Source organism: Ornithinibacillus proteolyticus (assembly GCF_039581225.1).
Classification (GTDB): Bacteria; Bacillota; Bacilli; order Bacillales; family Amphibacillaceae; genus Ornithinibacillus; species Ornithinibacillus massiliensis.
Map to the genome: position 1 here is coordinate 237,705 of NZ_JBCPXV010000001.1, position 17,303 is coordinate 255,007.

15 protein-coding genes are annotated in these 17,303 nt (G+C 36.9%); 1 reads left to right on the top strand and 14 read right to left on the bottom strand.

Annotated features, from left to right (window positions below):
• Positions 1-114: 114 nt before the first annotated feature.
• The 12 genes from spoVE to AAIB49_RS01260 form a co-directional block, all read right to left on the bottom strand.
• Positions 115-1,212: a stage V sporulation protein E gene (gene spoVE / locus AAIB49_RS01205; protein ID WP_339217775.1), complete on the bottom strand. Its 1,098-nt coding sequence runs from the start codon at positions 1,210-1,212 to the stop codon at positions 115-117.
• Between the two features lie 107 nt (positions 1,213-1,319).
• Positions 1,320-2,669, bottom strand: a complete 1,350-nt coding sequence (gene murD / locus AAIB49_RS01210; protein ID WP_343456959.1) for a UDP-N-acetylmuramoyl-L-alanine--D-glutamate ligase — start codon at positions 2,667-2,669, stop codon at positions 1,320-1,322.
• Positions 2,666-3,646: a phospho-N-acetylmuramoyl-pentapeptide-transferase gene (gene mraY / locus AAIB49_RS01215; RefSeq protein ID WP_425516478.1), complete on the bottom strand. Its 981-nt coding sequence runs from the start codon at positions 3,644-3,646 to the stop codon at positions 2,666-2,668. Before mraY ends, murD begins: the two co-directional genes overlap by 4 nt.
• Positions 3,647-3,696: 50 nt before the next feature.
• Complete coding sequence (locus tag AAIB49_RS01220) at positions 3,697-5,055, bottom strand: UDP-N-acetylmuramoyl-tripeptide--D-alanyl-D-alanine ligase (protein ID WP_343456960.1); 1,359 nt, start codon at positions 5,053-5,055, stop codon at positions 3,697-3,699.
• 3 nt (positions 5,056-5,058) lie between these two features.
• Positions 5,059-6,534, bottom strand: a complete 1,476-nt coding sequence (locus AAIB49_RS01225; protein WP_343456961.1) for a UDP-N-acetylmuramoyl-L-alanyl-D-glutamate--2,6-diaminopimelate ligase — start codon at positions 6,532-6,534, stop codon at positions 5,059-5,061.
• A gap of 165 nt (positions 6,535-6,699) precedes the next feature.
• On the bottom strand, positions 6,700-8,652 hold the full coding sequence (locus AAIB49_RS01230; protein WP_343456962.1) for a stage V sporulation protein D: 1,953 nt from the start codon (positions 8,650-8,652) through the stop codon (positions 6,700-6,702).
• A gap of 102 nt (positions 8,653-8,754) precedes the next feature.
• Positions 8,755-11,025, bottom strand: a complete 2,271-nt coding sequence (locus tag AAIB49_RS01235) for a penicillin-binding protein (RefSeq protein ID WP_343456963.1) — start codon at positions 11,023-11,025, stop codon at positions 8,755-8,757.
• Between the two features lie 13 nt (positions 11,026-11,038).
• Positions 11,039-11,407 (bottom strand): cell division protein FtsL, encoded by a 369-nt coding sequence (gene ftsL, locus AAIB49_RS01240; protein ID WP_343456964.1) that lies wholly within the window; start codon positions 11,405-11,407, stop codon positions 11,039-11,041.
• Positions 11,407-12,384: a 16S rRNA (cytosine(1402)-N(4))-methyltransferase RsmH gene (gene rsmH / locus AAIB49_RS01245; RefSeq protein ID WP_343456965.1), complete on the bottom strand. Its 978-nt coding sequence runs from the start codon at positions 12,382-12,384 to the stop codon at positions 11,407-11,409. Before rsmH ends, ftsL begins: the two co-directional genes overlap by 1 nt.
• Positions 12,385-12,411: 27 nt before the next feature.
• Positions 12,412-12,843 (bottom strand): division/cell wall cluster transcriptional repressor MraZ, encoded by a 432-nt coding sequence (gene mraZ / locus AAIB49_RS01250; protein ID WP_186868583.1) that lies wholly within the window; start codon positions 12,841-12,843, stop codon positions 12,412-12,414.
• A gap of 226 nt (positions 12,844-13,069) precedes the next feature.
• Positions 13,070-14,683: a bacillithiol biosynthesis cysteine-adding enzyme BshC gene (gene bshC, locus AAIB49_RS01255; protein ID WP_343456966.1), complete on the bottom strand. Its 1,614-nt coding sequence runs from the start codon at positions 14,681-14,683 to the stop codon at positions 13,070-13,072.
• A 111-nt stretch (positions 14,684-14,794) separates the two neighbouring features.
• Positions 14,795-15,175 carry a DUF3397 family protein gene (locus tag AAIB49_RS01260; RefSeq protein WP_343456967.1) on the bottom strand — a complete coding sequence of 127 codons (381 nt, stop codon included), beginning with the start codon at positions 15,173-15,175 and terminating at the stop codon, positions 14,795-14,797.
• Positions 15,176-15,358: 183 nt separating this feature from the next.
• Between AAIB49_RS01260 and AAIB49_RS01265 the strand changes: the two genes are divergently transcribed.
• Positions 15,359-15,838 (top strand): N-acetyltransferase, encoded by a 480-nt coding sequence (locus AAIB49_RS01265; RefSeq protein ID WP_343456968.1) that lies wholly within the window; start codon positions 15,359-15,361, stop codon positions 15,836-15,838.
• Positions 15,839-15,933: 95 nt separating this feature from the next.
• On the opposite strand, the gene AAIB49_RS01270 is transcribed toward AAIB49_RS01265, so the two are convergent.
• Positions 15,934-16,410, bottom strand: coding sequence for an RsfA family transcriptional regulator (locus tag AAIB49_RS01270; protein ID WP_339215438.1), 477 nt, complete (start codon positions 16,408-16,410; stop codon positions 15,934-15,936).
• A 93-nt stretch (positions 16,411-16,503) separates the two neighbouring features.
• A complete protein-coding gene (locus AAIB49_RS01275) occupies positions 16,504-17,268 on the bottom strand; it encodes an enoyl-CoA hydratase/isomerase family protein (protein ID WP_343456969.1) in 765 nt (254 codons plus the stop codon).
• Between the last annotated feature and the right edge of the window lie 35 nt (positions 17,269-17,303).

Consider the following 17,303-nt stretch of genomic DNA (forward strand, 5'->3'; position numbering starts at 1 on the left):
CGGCATGCTAGATGCCGTTTTGTTGAGTTAATTAAATTATAACACAACCTGTCCTAAAACATATAGTCCGCAATCAAATAGTTTGACAATAAAATTTTTCTATATAGAAGAATGCTATACTTTAGCACTACGACTTATATTTAATAATATCCCTACTGAACATAAGGTTAGCGTTAAGGATGAACCGCCATAGCTTAAGAATGGTAACGTTATCCCAGTAACTGGAATTAGTCCGATCACAACACTAATATTGATCATAACTTGAACAATTAACATCGACACAATACCTAAAGCTAGGAATCTACCAAATCCATCTGGTGCTTCTATCGCTATTCTTATCCCTCGCCAAAATAATAATCCAAATAGCAATAAAAGGATTGTACCGCCAATAAACCCAAGCTCCTCACCTAAAATAGCAAATATGAAATCAGTCTGTGGTTCTGGTAAATAAAAGTACTTCTGTAAGCTATTCCCCAATCCTACTCCCATTAAACCACCTGGACCAATAGCATAAAGTGATTGTATAATTTGAAAGCCATCCCCTAATGGATCCTCCCAAGGATTGAGAAAAGCAGTGATTCTGCTTATCCGATATGGTGCCGACAGAATGAGTAACGCAAAACCAGCTAAACCTAGCAAGCCTAAGCCAACAAAATGCCAAATTCTCGCACCTGCAACAAAAATCATGATCATACAAGTTAATACTAAAACCATACCTGTACCTAAGTCTGGCTGTAACATAATTAATCCAAAAGCAGTGAAAACAAGTATTAAAGCTGGAAAAAATCCCTTTCTAAATGAGGTTATATACTTCTGATTCACCGATAAATATACAGATAAAAATATAATCAAACCCAATTTCATAAATTCCGATGGTTGAATACTAAAAGCCCCAACACCTATCCAGCTTTGGGCACCCCCACGAACTAGTCCTACTCCAGGAATTAATACAAGTAATAAAAGCGAAAAACATACGATTAATATGACCTTGGAATACTTCGCCCAATTACTATACGGAATATACATAAAAAACAACATTCCTACTACTCCAACACCCGCGAACAGCAACTGCCTTTTAACAAAATAGAATAAATCATCATATTTATATTCAGCCCATATATACGAGGAACTGTACACCATTACGATTCCTATTATTAACAACAATATAATGACACTAAATAAGAAATAGTCTGGCTTGTCCTTAACTGACATCTCATTCTTAAACAAAAAAAACACCCCTTACATACATTATGAGTTAGGGGCATTTCCAATAAAAATAATCATATTAAGTTTTATTGTACGTATCACTTAAACCGCCCCTACTTCATTGTATGCACGGCTTGTATAAACATGTCTCCTCTTTCTTCAAAAGTCTTGTATTGGTCCCAGCTTGCACAGGCTGGTGATAAAAGGATGACATCACCAGGCTCTGATATTTCATAAGCCTTTTGTGTTGCATCTTGTACGTCTATTGCGCGAGTTATGGTAGAAATACCAGCCTTCTGTGCAACTTCCTGTAATTTCTCCGCTGTTTGACCAAAAACAACCATAGCCTTTACATTCTCAAGATACGGAATTAACTCATCAAAATCATTTCCTCGATCCAGTCCACCTGCTAACAGGATTGTTGGCTGGCTAAAGGCATTTAATGCTTTCTGGGTCGCAAGAATATTAGTTGCTTTAGAATCGTTATAGAATAAACGATCATTAATCTTTTCTACAAATTGGAACCGGTGCTTCACTCCTACAAATGATGAGAGAACACGATATATCCCTTGATTACTTGCTCCACTCAATTTAGCTGCGCAAACCGCTGCTAGTATATTCGCTAAATTATGCTCGCCAACTAATACGATATCCTTTAAAGCGATTACTCTATCTCCATTAAAGTATATATAGTCTTGCTCTACCCAGGCCCCCTCTTCTAATTTTTTCGAAACAGAAAAAGGTACCTTGATTGATTTAGCATCCTTAACAACGTCCACAACATTAGGCTCATCTGCATTATAAATTAGATAATCATCTTCTACTTGGTTGTAAAATATATTTGCTTTTGCCTGTTTATAGTTATCAATCGTTTTATGATAATCAAGATGTGCTTCAAAAATATTAAGTAAGACAGCTATTTTAGGTCTAAAGGATTGAATACCCATTAACTGAAATGAAGAAAGCTCCAACACCATCTTTTCATTCGGTTGGAGTTCTCTTGCTATATCGGTTGCAACGATACCTATATTACCTGCTAGCTTTGCTGGAACCTTACTCTGCTTCAGCATTTCGTATATTAAGGTCGTTGTGGTAGTTTTACCATTAGATCCTGTTATACCAATTATAGGGCCATTAGCTAATATACCAGCTAATTCAATTTCAGTAACAATTGGTATTCCCTCATTACTGGCAGCTTGTAAGATCATATTTTCATATGGTATACCAGGGTTCTTTACAACAAGGTCAATATTGTCAAGGACAGACATCGGGTGAGAGCCTACAATTACTTCAGCTCCCAATTCCTGTAAGTATCGAACACCTTCATCGTTTTCATTTGCTTTTAAATCATTAACACGAACCCTTATACCATTTTCAAGTAAAACTTTAGCTGCGGCAGTACCGCTTTTGGCAAGCCCTAAAACTAGAACATGGGAATAAGGAAAATCAACTAATTTATTCAACCTAACCACACCTCAATGTAAATACCTAGAGCAGCAAAAACAAGCCCCATAAACCAAAACGTGGTCACGACTCTCCACTCAGACCAACCAACTAGTTCATAATGATGATGTAGAGGGCTCATTTTAAATACTCGTTTGCCGGTAGTTTTAAATGACACTACTTGAATCATAACGGATAAAGTTTCTAAAACGAAAACTCCACCGATAATTACTAATAAAATTTCTAACTTGGTTAATATCGCTACTGCTGCTATAGCACCGCCTAGTGCAAGTGAGCCGGTATCCCCCATAAATACTTTAGCCGGGTGAGCATTAAATACTAAAAAGCCTAATAACGCACCTACCACAGCTAAAGAGAAGATGGCTACTTCATTTTGCGGCGTGCCATACCAGGCAAGAATACCAAAAGCACCAAACGCAATTGCGGCTGTTCCAGATAATAAACCGTCTAGTCCATCTGTTAAATTTACACCGTTTGAAGCACCTACTAACATAAATACAATTAAAAATGCGTATCCAATCCCTAGATCCCACTGAATATCAGTACCTGGTATTTGAATATATGTTGGGAACCCTTGATTCCTTAGAATAATATAAAATATAATTGCAATAATAATTTGACCTAACATTTTTTGTTTAGAGGTTAAGCCTAAATTCCTCTTTAATGCAACCTTAATAAAATCATCTAAAAATCCTAATAAACCATATCCCAATAAAACAAATAATAATAATCCTAGTTCATAACCGAACCCACCATACTTACTTGCCATAACAATGGATGTAATGACGATACTCAGTACAATCATAATCCCCCCCATTGTAGGGGTACCAGTTTTTTTCATGTGAGACTTCGGTCCCTCTTCCCGTATGCTTTGTCCAAACTTTAAACGCCTTAAAAAGGGAATTAAAATTGGGGACAAAAGGACGGTAATCAGAAAAGCTATAGCTATTGTTATTACTAGTCCAAGAATATTCACGAATTTTCCTCCTTTATTACCAACCGTCCAACCATTTAACTTTATTAAATTTATTTAACTTCTTCAATTAACGATTCAAGTTTCATTCCCCTAGATGCCTTAAATAAAATTAACGTATCTTGATTCAAGTGCTGCGCTAACTCTGGTAGTACCTCTTCTTTTTGAGAAAAATGCTTCACTATCATTTTTGGGTATTTCCTTTTAACTGCAAGACCAATTATGGCTGAATCTTCTCCTACGGTGTAAATGTACGAAATCGATTCATTTACTACATCTGCAACCGTTTCATGTAAGCTCTTAGAGTCTGCACCCAACTCATAAATATCGCCAAGTACTAATACTTTATTACGAAAGCCATTCATCTTCTGTACCACTTGAATAGCTGCCATCATGGAAGTTGGAGAGGCATTATAAGCATCATTAATAATAGCAACTCCGTTTTTACCTGTCAGCATTTCCAATCGCATTCCTGTAAGTGTCAGAGACTCTAGTGCATGTTGAATTTTATCCTTATCAATTCCAATTAATTCACCTAATGCAATCCCAAAGCCTGCATTCTTAGCATTGTGTGAGCCTAATAGAGATACAGTATACGTTATTCCATCTGAACCTGTAAAGGAAGTCTTTTCACGTAATAGCTCAATATTAGAAATGATAAAGTCATTATGTTCACTAAAACCAACTTTCACCACATTTTCATTCTGATGAACATGGGATAGTAGTGCTTCATCTCCATCTATAATTAGTTTACCGTGTTTTTTTAGTCCACTTACTATCTCTAATTTAGCCTTGGCAATCCCTTCTCTCGAACCGAGGTACTCAATATGGGATTCGCCAATATTCGTAATAATTGCGTAATCCGGTTTTGCTATATTCGATAGTAATTCAATCTCTCCAAAGCTACTCATCCCCATTTCTAATACGAGCATCTCGGTATCTCGTTGCATGGACAATATTGTAAATGGTAGACCGAATTCATTATTAAAATTTCCATCTGTAAAATGCGTTTTATATTTTTCTTTCGCAATGGCAGCGACAATGTCTTTCGTTGTCGTCTTCCCATTAGAGCCTGTAATTCCTACAACTATAGGATTCACTTCATCCCGATAACAACTAGCTAAATGTTGTAAAGCCTTCGTTGTATCGTCTACATAAAAAATCAAGAAATCTTCTGGCAATCCATCTGGAAGCGGTTTGCTTTTATCCCATAGGCTTGCTATCGCACCATTCTCCAATGCTTGCATGATAAATTCATGCCCATCAAATTTATCCCCAACTATGGGGATAAATAATGCATCCTCTGATACGATTCTACTATCTGTAAAAAAGGTTTTAATTTGTTTATCTCCATCCATCTTTCCTTTAACATTTGGAAAGACATCGGATAGCCAATTACATGTAAATAACATAATTCAATTCTCCTTAAGTAACAATGCTTCTTTGGCCACTTCACGATCATCAAAGTGATACTTTACAAGGCCAATTTGCTGATAGGTTTCATGCCCTTTTCCTGCAATTAATATAATATCATCTTTAGCCGCTTGATGAATAGCTTGATGAATAGCTTTACGACGGTCAACGATCATTTGATACTGACCATCTTCAGGGGTTAATCCATTAACCATATCCTCTAATATCATTTCAGGTTCTTCTGTACGAGGGTTATCGGAAGTAAATATCGCTTCATCAGCGTATCGCAATGCTATCTTAGCCATTATCGGTCGCTTTGTCCTGTCTCGATCACCACCACAGCCGACAACCACATAAACCTTACCCTTAGCTAATTCTTGGATTGTCGTTAACACATTTTCCAACGAATCGGGAGTATGTGCGTAATCCACTATCACAGAAAAGGATTGGGAATGTGGTATTAATTCAAATCGACCATTCACACCAGGAATGGTTTCCAGTGCACTTTTGATAACCTCCAAAGGAATTCCATTCGATAGAGCAGCAGCAGTTGCAGCCAACATATTAGAAACATTAAATTTACCAATTAGTTTACTATTAATCATAGTATCCCCATCCGGGGTACATAATAAAAAGGTAGTTCCTGTTGATGTTAATGTAATCGATTTGGCCATAACCATGGCATCACGATCAATTCCATAGGTGATAACAGACTGGGCAGTAGAACGAATTAATTTCTTATAGGCTGGGTCATCCTGATTAATTATGGCAAATTTCTTAGCGTTACAATCATAGCTATTCCCCAATTGGGCAAATAGAAGACTTTTAGCCCTTAAGTAGTCATCCATGGAATCATGATAATCTAAATGATCCTGGGTTAAATTGGTAAAGATAGCCGTGTTATAATCACATCCATAAACCCTACCTTGATCTAACGCATGGGAGGATACTTCCATGATTACTTGTTCTACCTCTTGGTCAATCATTTCCCTAATTGTTCGTTGTAAAAATAAAGCATCGGGGGTTGTGTTATCTACAGGATACACGTCCTCCCCAATTTTCATTTGTATGGTTCCTATTACACCAGTTTTCTTTCCACATTGCTTAAAAATGTTTTCTAGTATATAGGTAACAGTTGTTTTGCCATTCGTACCTGTTACCCCAATTAGCGATAACTTACTAGTAGGATATTGATAAAAGCATGAAGCTGCCATTGCCAAAAATCGCACTGTATCTTCCACCACGATTACTGGAACCGTGGCTTCGACATTCCGCTCGGCTACAACAATAATAGCACCCTTCTCAATAGCTTCTTCGATATAATCATGACCATCTACGGTAAAGCCATTAATACAAACAAACATATCTCCGTTAGTAATCTCTCTTGAATCCATTTTTATAGCGTTAATTTCTAGGTCGTAAAGTGCAGAGAATTGATTAGCGAATGGATGAAAAGAAAGAATTTCCTTTAATCGCATAAAGAATCTTCCTTTCTCCAATAATATTCTCTAAGTTGATGTGAATTAAGAGGGTTAATACCCTCTATATGACATTCACACCCAATATATTATAACAAAAGAATAAGCTATCCTGAATCTTTTTCTTTCCAAATCATTGATTTTACATTAATGTCTACTTCACTATTATTCTTCTTCCTCTTCATGTGTTACTTTTTCATCAGATAGATAGATTCTAACGGTTGAGCCTGGTTCTACTTTTGTACCAGCAGCAGGTTCTTGATCAATAATGTAGTCTCCGGTACCACTTGCTTCAATGGAAAGGTCTGACAAAATTTGCAATAATTCATTTCTCTTAGTCCCGATTAATTCCGGAACCTCAACATTAGGCTGTTCAGGCCATAGATATTCTTTTTCTAGTCCATCTTCTCGTGGCTTAACCCCCATTACGCGTAGACTATCCCCAATTATATTCCCTACAATAGGCGCAGCAACAGTACCACCAAATTGTTGAACACCTTTAGGATTATCCACCGCAACATAGACAACAATTTCCGGATCATCTGCCGGTGCAAAACCAATGAACGAAACGATATGATTATTTTCTAAATAGCCACCATTGGGGCCGACTTTTTGTGCGGTACCTGTCTTTCCACCTACTCGATATCCATCGACATATGCAGGTCTACCGGTTCCCTTTGCTACAACACTTTCTAAAGCAAGTCGTATTTCTTTAGAAGTCTCTTTTGAAATCACCCGATTTTTCAATTTTGGTTCTGTTTCAGAAACTATTTCATTTGATTGAGGGTCTACCCATTGTTTCGCAATAAACGGTTCATATAAATAACCACCATTTATTGCAGCAGATACAGCCATTACTTGTTGGATAGGCGTAACCGATACGCCTTGACCAAATGCGGTTGTGGCAAGTTCTACCGGTCCAACATTTTCAGGCTTAAATAAAATCCCAGATCCCTCACCTTGCAAATCGATTCCCGTTTTTGTTCCAAAACCAAATTTCTTAATATAAGAGAATAACTTTTCCTTACCTAACTCTTGACCTAAATGAACAAAACCAGGGTTACAAGAATTTTGGACGACCTCTAAAAACGTCTGATCTCCATGCCCTCCTGCCTTCCAACAACGAAGCCTTGCACCCCCAACTTCAATGTAGCCAGGATCAAAAAAACGATCTTCATGAAGGTCTACAGCTTTCTCTTCTAGTGCTGCAGCTAATGTAATAATTTTAAACGTAGAGCCGGGCTCATATGTACTCCATATTGGTAAGTTACGATTATACACAGAAGGATCTACGTCCTGATAATTCTCTGGATTAAAATTCGGTCTAGCTGTCATTGCTAGTACACCACCAGTCTTTGGATCAACCGCAATAGCTAATGCTCCATCAGGGTTATACTTCGCAACCGCCAAATCAAGCTCGCGTTCCACTATCGTCTGTATTTTTGAATCGATGGTAGTAACTAAATCATATCCATCCTGTGGGGCTTTGTACACATCAGCTAACTGATCAAGCCTTCTTCCTTTAGCATCTGAGTAAAAGGATAAACTCCCCTGCTTTCCTTTTAACATTTCATCATAATATAGTTCTAGCCCCATAAGACCTTGGTTATCGATTCCTGCAAAACCAAGAACATGTGATAAATCATCCCCAAAAGGATAATGTCTAGAAGAATCCTTTGCTAAATATACGCCATCCATATTTAATGTGCGAATTGCCCGTTCTTGCTCTTCAGATATCTTTCTACCCTCCGGATGAAGATTTACTGAGCTAGCAGACCTTGTTACGTATTCATATGCCTTTTCCTTAGACATGTCCAAAATTTGTGCCAGCTTATTAGCTGTATCCTCGGGGTCATTAATTTGTCTTGGGACAACAACGATAGATGGTGCTGTTACATTTTCTGCTAGGATAGTGCCATTGACATCTAGGATTCTCCCTCTTTCTGGTTGAAACTTGACATTCCTACTCCAAGACTCGTCCGCTTTTTCCACTAGTTCCTCACCTAAAACAAACTGTACATAGCCTAAGCGAAAATCAATTATCCCCAAAATCATGATACCAATAAGAAAAACAGCGACTAATCGTTTTCTAACTGTAACAGTTGATACACGTTTCATAGTCCATCTCCTTCACATAGATAGGCTTGTATCAACTATATGTCGTTAAAATTTGATTAGAACACTGTTTTTTATCTAATTTTTGTAAAATTAGCCACTTACTTATTCAAAACTGTCAGCAGATTCTTCCTCTTCAGCTTCCTCTGCTTCAGAACTTTCGTCACCTTTTACTTCCATTTCTTTTAGTTCTTTAGGTGTTTTAAGTTCCACACCAAGGTAAGCACCTTTACTTAAATCACTGCCTGTTTCAATACTTTGGGTGATAACAAAACCATTCCCTAAAGGTTCTGTTTCTAAATCCATCATCTCACTAAGCTTCAATACATCTCTAAGGGACCAACCAACAATATCAGGCATGGTAGGGTGATCTGTTAATATCAATAGACGTTCATTTGGTAATACTTTTGTTCCTTCTTCTACACTCATCCCCACTACCTTATTTCCTGATCCGATGACAGTATAATTCACTCCGATTTTAGTTAAAGTTTCCTTCACTGAAGATACGGATTTTCCTACTACATTCGGAATCTCAGAAGCTATAACATTAGTAGTGGATTCCCCTCTATCAGGATCAATATTTAAATAATGCAAAGCGTTTTCCATTACATTATTAAAAATAAAGGATACAGGAGCAGAACCAGGTTCAATACCAGATTCAAATTCTAATGTTGGCTGCTTAACAGAAACATACATCATCAATTCAGGATCATCAGCCGGAGCCATTCCTAGGAATGAAAAGACATAGTTTTCATTCCCTGTTAGGTAACCTGGTTGATCAGGGTTAGGAATTTGTGCAGTACCAGTCTTACCACCTACCGAATAGTCATCTAAATGAAAACGACTCCCTGTAGCATGTTCAGATTGAACAGCAGAAACAAGTAATTCTCTAACTTGTTGAGCTGTTTCTTTTGATATTGGCTCGCCAACTACTGTCGTTTCATGATTTTCTATTATAGTCCCAGTATCTGGGTCTACTATTTTATCAATAACATACGGCTGTACCATTTTACCATCATTAGCAATTGCTGTTGCTGCTTTCATAATTTGAATTGGCGTTGCTGTACTTCCTTGCCCAAATGACGTTGTAATTTTTTCTAATGGCCAATTATACAGAATCTGCCCAGTAACTTCTCCTGGTAAGTCAATTCCTGAAGGCTTATCAAAATCAAAGGCTTTTAAGTATTCTAAGAAGGTTTCTGGCCCCATAATTTCCCAAACTAATTTACTTGCAGCAACGTTTGAAGATCTAGCAAAACCTTCATCATACGAGATTACTCCCCAACCTTTACCACCATTAAAATCCTTTACAGGTGTGATATTGTTACTGATTTGATATTGGCCAGATTTATAACTGTCACTACCCTTATACACCCCTGATTCTATTGCAGCAGCCCATGTAAACATTTTAATAGTAGAACCTGGTTCGAATGGCGTTGATATCGCATCATTATACCAATTCTTCACATTTGCTGGATTATTCGGGTTATAACTTGGTCGATTACTCATTGCAATAATTTCACCAGTTTTGGGATTCATTACGATTGCTGTCATCCGTTCTGGGGAATATTTTTCATCCACCTGAGATAAAACATCCTCAAGTAAAGTTTGGATTTTTTGATCGATCGTTAAATATACATCATCCCCATTGTCGGGCAATTGGATAATTTCATTTGGTTTTAGTAATTTTTTATTATAGATATCTCGTTGATAGGATATAAAGCCGTTCTTGCCTTTTAATAATTCATTCATTTCACGCTCGATCCCGGCAACTCCCTCAATTTCTGCCTCTGCTTCCTCATCATCTTCCGGGTTCGTTTCTCGGGCAAACCCTATTATATGAGAAGCAAACATACCATTTGGATAGTATCGAATGTTTTCACGAACAAAATTAATCCCTGGTAATTTCAAAGCATCTATTTCTTCTTTTGTTTGAATGGAGATACCCTTACCAATCGTTCCAAACTCTATTTGTTTGACTTTTTCATTGCTTAACCCATTGTTTAAACGTTCCAACAAATAGTCTCTATCTGCATTTAACAAAGGAGCCAACTTATCTGCTGTTTCAACTGGATCAACAACATGCTGTGGCTCCTCTAGATTTTCTGAATATGCTTCATCTACAATGGCATACATTCGAAAGGTAGGCATATCATATGCCAACATCATGCCATTTTTGTCATAAATCTTGCCGCGTTCGGCATCTAATGTGTAGGCGGTTGTTCTAACTTTTTTTGCCCATTCATCAAGTGAAACACCGTCCACTTCACCTGAAGCTTGAATATATAAAAAACGTCCTGTAACAATTAAAAATGCCATGATGAAGATCACCATTAACACTCCAGCCATAGCATGGGTTGTACGGTTTTTATTCATTAGGAATCACCTTCTATTGGTCGAAAGCATTGGCTTGTTTAATTTCAGCAGCTTGAATAGTGAATCCATGTTCTTTTGCGAACTGGGTAATTCGCTCAGGTCTACTTAAATCTTTTATTTCGAAGAGTAAATTTTCATTTACTACTTGTTGATTAGCGATAGTTTGTTCTAAGTTTTGAATATCGCGATTAAGTGTATCCATTGACGAGGAGTAGGAAACAACAAATCCCCCTGCAATTAAGAGACAAGCTGCTACAAATGAGTATAGCATTTTTTCACCTTTCGTTATCCAGCTTTTCTTCCGAATAACGACTTTTTTCTCCACTTGCGGCTGATAGGAAGTATATGATTGTTCCCAACTTCTTGCATGATTTGCTGCCATTATTTATTCCACCCTTCCCCATATTCAAAATCACTTGACCATTTACCTACTTTTTCTACAATACGTAACTTGGCTGATCTTGATCTACGATTTTCTTCTAATTCATTATCATCTGCAACAATTGGTTTCCGATTGATAAGTTTAAATGGCGCTTCATATTCTTTCGGTATCACCGGTAAATTTTTCGGTGTTTGTTTATGAGTACTCCATTTTTTAAAAGCTTGTTTACAAATACGATCTTCTAAAGAATGAAAGGTAATAACTGCAATTCTTCCTTCTACATCAACCATTCGTGCCGCTTGATGAAGGGCATCGTGAAATGCTTGCAATTCATCATTGACAGCGATTCGAATAGCTTGGAAGATGCGTTTTGCAGGGTGTCCTCCCTTTCTTCGTGCTGGAGCAGGTATAGCATCTTTTATAAGATCCACTAGCTGAAAGGTCGTTTCAATCGTATTAGTTTTACGATATTCTTCAATTTTTCGAGCGATTTGCTTCGAAAACTTCTCTTCACCATACTTAAAAAAGATGGAAACTAATTCATTATATGACCAGTGGTTAACAATTTCAAAGGCTGATAATTCTTGGTCTTGATTCATTCTCATATCGAGCTTTGCATCATGCTGGTAACCAAAGCCTCGCTCCCCACGGTCTAACTGAGGAGATGAAACCCCAAGATCAAATAGTATACCATCAACATGATCTATGTTATGGTTTCGTAATTCATCTTCTAAATTACGGAAATTATTGTGAATGAATAATATTCTGTCCTGGTATTGCTTCAGACGTTCTTTAGCTGCTTGTAATGCATCACTATCTTGATCAAAAGCAATAAGCAGTCCATTTTCATTAAGCTGTGAGGCGATTCTTTCAGAATGTCCTCCACCTCCTAATGTACAGTCCACATAAATACCATCTGACTTAATATTTAATCCTTTTATTGATTCTTCTTTTAAAACTGTGTAATGATCAAACATGTGTACACCTCGTTAGCGAATTTACCATTAGATATCAAAGTCCATTAGATTTTCAGCAATTTCTGCAAAGGATTCTTCAGACTCATTAAAATAGTCTTCCCAATTTTCACTAGCCCAAAATTCTATTCGATTTGATACCCCAATTACCACACACTCTTTATCTAAACCAGCGTAATTCCGAAGAGGTTGTGGAATATTTATTCTTCCCTGCTTGTCTACTTCGCATTCGACCGCACCTGAGAAGAAAAATCGCGTAAAGGCTCTAGCATCTTTTTTAGTGAGTGGGAGTTTTTTTAATTTTTCCTCAATAAGACTCCATTCAGACATGGGATAGGCGAACAGACATTTATCTAATCCACGAGTAACCACAAAACGTTCGCCAAGCTCATCACGGAACTTGGAAGGGACAATGATTCGACCCTTTGTATCAAAGTTATGTTGGAATTCACCCATGAACATGTAGTCGCCCCCACTTTCATACACTTATATTACCACATCCCCCCACTTTCCACCACTCGTTTTTCTAAAAAAGTGATCAAAATGACTAAATTAGGTATTTATAACTAAAAAAATACTGCCTCCCCTATTATTAGAAACCACCTAGAAGCTTATACAACAAGCATTCTCAGGCATTTCTAGATGATAGGAAAGACAGTATGTTAAAGAGGTGGGAGGAAGTGGAGGATTAAATATACACAACGTAATGTTCTTCTTCAAAAGAACAATCCTCGGCACTTATCTCCTGAAAGAAATGTAAACCATATGCATTGATGAAAGGGAGTGGATTCCAGACTCTTTCTTGTAATCCACCAGGATATAACATATTTTCAAGTAGTGTGAATTCGTTTAATTCTATATGATATTGTTCTTCGAGGGCCCGAACCATTCTTTTCTCTAAAAATGCTACATCACGAATCAAATATTCTAAGTTCTTTTCAGCTAGATCACGTATATCTGCACGTACCTGACGAGCAATCGCCCGGAGTGGTTCATGAGCTTCGGTTATCTTCTTCTTCAATTCCTCTACCGTTTCTTCAATCGGAGGATTAACCTTCTCTTTAAACCAAGCTTTTCTGATTTCACTTATTCCACCATTCAGTGCTAATTCAGCGGATATATGGTACTTGTTTAATGTTTTCTCTGTTTTTCGATCCATATAGGTAAACGATAGCCTTGGTACAACCGGTGGCATCTTCATTTCCATTGCATGAAAAGCAGGCTTTAACACAGCCCAATAACTAATCTCACCAGGTCCACCAATAAATGCTAAAGTTGGTAAAAGCAAGTCCTGCATTAGTGGGCGGGTTACAACATTGTTACTTAATTTCTCTGGTGTTTTTTTAGCTATTTCCATTAATTCATCTGTTGTAAAAATAACCTCTAATTGTTTACCTACCCAATTCCCTTCCTGATTTTTCGTTAGAAGGATGCGCTCTTCATCTTTGTGATAAAATAAATTTCCATTTTCTGGTGATACATCTAACGCCACAGAATAATCATTCGATGCTAGCTTCGAATAGGCATGACACACACCATTACTAATTTCCTGTTGCCTACTAATCATTTCTACAAAGTAATCCGATTCGATCCTTCTAATTTTTTCATTTCCTGAATCCATCAGAACGATACCATCTTCTTCAAATAATAAGAAAATTAACCTAGCAAAAAAATCAACATATGTAGTAGATTGATGTAGACAACCTTCTATCATGGAATAGATATCTTTCGTATGCTCTGTTTCGGCTAACTGTTCAAAAATGGACTCTAACCAATCTAATATAATCGGCTCCTCTACTTCAATTCTCGAAACAGATCGCTTATCCAGTAATCGTTGACCAACTTTAAATTTCTTCATCTTATTTTTTACCTGTAAATAAATATGATTAATTTCTTCAAAATCGTGATCCTCACCAGCTATCCAAAACACCGGGATAACTGGAATACCCAATTCTTTCTCTTGCTGTCTAGCTAATTGAATAATGGAGATAACCTTGTTAACGGAATATAAAGGTCCAGTTAATATCCCCGCCTGTTGACCACCTACAACCACAACACTTTGTTCATCCTTCAGACGCTCAATATTTCGAAACGTCTTCTCAGGTGCCCCAAAGCTTTGATTTAAATGATATAGTACCTCAACTAATTCTTCCCGCTTATATGTACGTTGGCTTAATTCTTGAAGTCTGCTTTCATAATCATTCATTCCATAATCAAAGAATTCCATAATAGATTTATGTTGATTGCGATAATCACGCATTAATTTAGTTTGTTTCTGAATCTGTACTGGTTCAATTCGCATTCATTACGAACTCCTTTAGAGTTTTTTGTCTATACCGTATTGTACAAGAAAGCTAGTATTATTTCATGTTTCCTGTTTCAAATTTATATTTTAGCGAATATATACCTCATTTCATATTAGAATGTTTCGAATGACACCATATAATACCAGCACTAAATACAACACAAAAAATAGTAAGAAGGATAGCCGCCATAAGAATTTAAACGCCTTACGGTAATCAATCTCCGTATCTTTCTTCCACTGAATAATAATTAATATGGTTAGCATACAAAGTAGAACACCAATACAATATCCAATATAAAAACCGCCAAATAATTCAGTAAGGATTACATTTACTGCTGCTATGTATAAAATGGTAGTCCAATTAATCGCCCGGTGAAATGCTTTTATGGGATTTTGATACAGGTATTTAAATAGGAAATACAATAATATCGTTACTATAATTGGTATGGTTATGATAAATGCTATTATCATGAATACAATATCTAACATGACTTTATGAATCCCCTTTTACAACATATCGATTGAATCATTTCTTAATTGTAACAAAATAATAATTATTTGTGACGAACAATGGTAATTATTTCATCGTTTTAACCGTTTTCATTATGTAGAAAGATGTATTATAATAGATACAAAATATATATTTTTCTGACAACAAAGGGGCTGAAGTACATGGGTGAAGTAAAAGTAGAAAACCTATTGATCAATTATAAGACATTAGAAGAATTTACACGCTTCAAAGAATACGGACACCAAGAGCTATCCATGTTAGAGGATTTACAATCTAACATCGTGGAGAATAATAGTCAATCACCATTCTATGGAATTTATTTCGGTGATACATTAATAGCAAGAATGAGCTTATATCGAGTCGATAAAAAATATGATAAGTACTTTAATCCAGCTCAAGATTATTTAGAGCTATGGAAATTAGAAGTTTTACCACATTACCGTGGCAAGGGCTATGGAAAGAAACTAGTAGAATACGCAAAAGGGTACAACTTACCTATAAAAACTAACCCACGCATCAATTCCCATGGTTTCTGGGAGAAGATGGGTTTTCAAAAGGCTAACTATGAAATGGAGCGAGATTTGGGGCAAAATCCATTACTATGGTTACCTGAGAGGGTATTGGAACGAGTTGTTCAATAAAATGTAAACTCTTTCATTGTAAATAGAAGAGGCTCATCAATGGAGATAAGCCTCTTTTTCATGTAGGTTTATATATAATGGCGTAAGCGATATTATTATTTGTCTTTAATCCATTTCCATAGATTACCCATTTCCTCCCAAGCATTTTCATATCGCTGCAATTGTGTTTTTAGTTTTTTATTTTCTTCTTCTAGTTTCTTTAGAAGTTTTTCCTGCTCTTTTTTAGCGATATCCTGATGTTCAGCGAAGTTAGACTTCATTTTTTCAAGTAGCATAATGGCTGACTCTATCGTATCTTTTTCTTGGTCTAGCTTTAAGCCATCTTCCGTCCAAAAGACTTTTCTTCCACCGAGCTTTCTTTCTTCTTTCGCACGTTGTATTTCTTCCTGATATTGTTTACGGATGGTTGCGTTCCATCTGAATCCACACGCAGCAGACGTTCTAGACAACTGCTTCGCCACTTCCTTAAATGCCTCAAGCTGCGTTTTCCCTTCACGAATATAGCGAAGCACTGTATCAGCTAATATAACATCTTCATCTTCAGTCCAGGCATCTTGCCTTGTCGCATTCATAACATCACTCCTTATCTCTTTGCTATCAATGTATGCACAAAATAGGGGTGATAGAATACTCTTTATCATAAATTTCTAAATTATTCTTAGGTGCTAGCTTCGGTGCAAAAATGCAGATACAGCGTCTTTATGCTCTTTTGACTCCCATAAAGAAGCACAGTGAGAAACTTCCTTCTCCATTCTCTCCTTCAACCCTAGTACACCTATTTCCTCTAGATATTGCTCCTTTAAAATTCTCATTTGTGCCGGGGATTTCGATAAATATGGTTTTAATAGACTGTCCCAATCCTTCCATTCATCATGATTGACCACTCTATGAATCCATCCTTTTTGGACTAAATCTTCTATGTTGTAAACCGTACCTTCCATTATCCACTGGTTGGCAAAACTAGTATGTACTCTTTTAGCCAACAAGACACCACCACCCCAACCAGGGATGATTCCTAACTTTGTTTGGATAAACCCAAACATTGTTCCAGTTTTGCCAATCCGTATGTCACAGGCAGATGCTAATTCACAGCCGCCTCCTCGAGCTCCACCATTTAAAAGCGCAATGGTTGGCACCTTAAATACTGTCAAACGATATAATACTTCCATCATATTTAATAGACTCTTCTTTGCTTCTTCCGTTGTTAATTCTCCATGTAAATCATTTAAGTCACCACCAGCACAGAAGATGTGTTCACCTGCACCCGTTACGACTAAAAACTTAATTGGATCTTTCTCCGCTTTTTCGATACAGCTCATGAAACGTTTCGCCATTGCAATCGAAATAGCATTTCGTTTCTTCGCACGGTTAATGGTTATGATTCCATATCCCTTATCTGCCATGTATTGGTATTGTACAAGTTCATCCATATCGCTTTTTCCCTTCCTTGTAAAACTTGTTATCT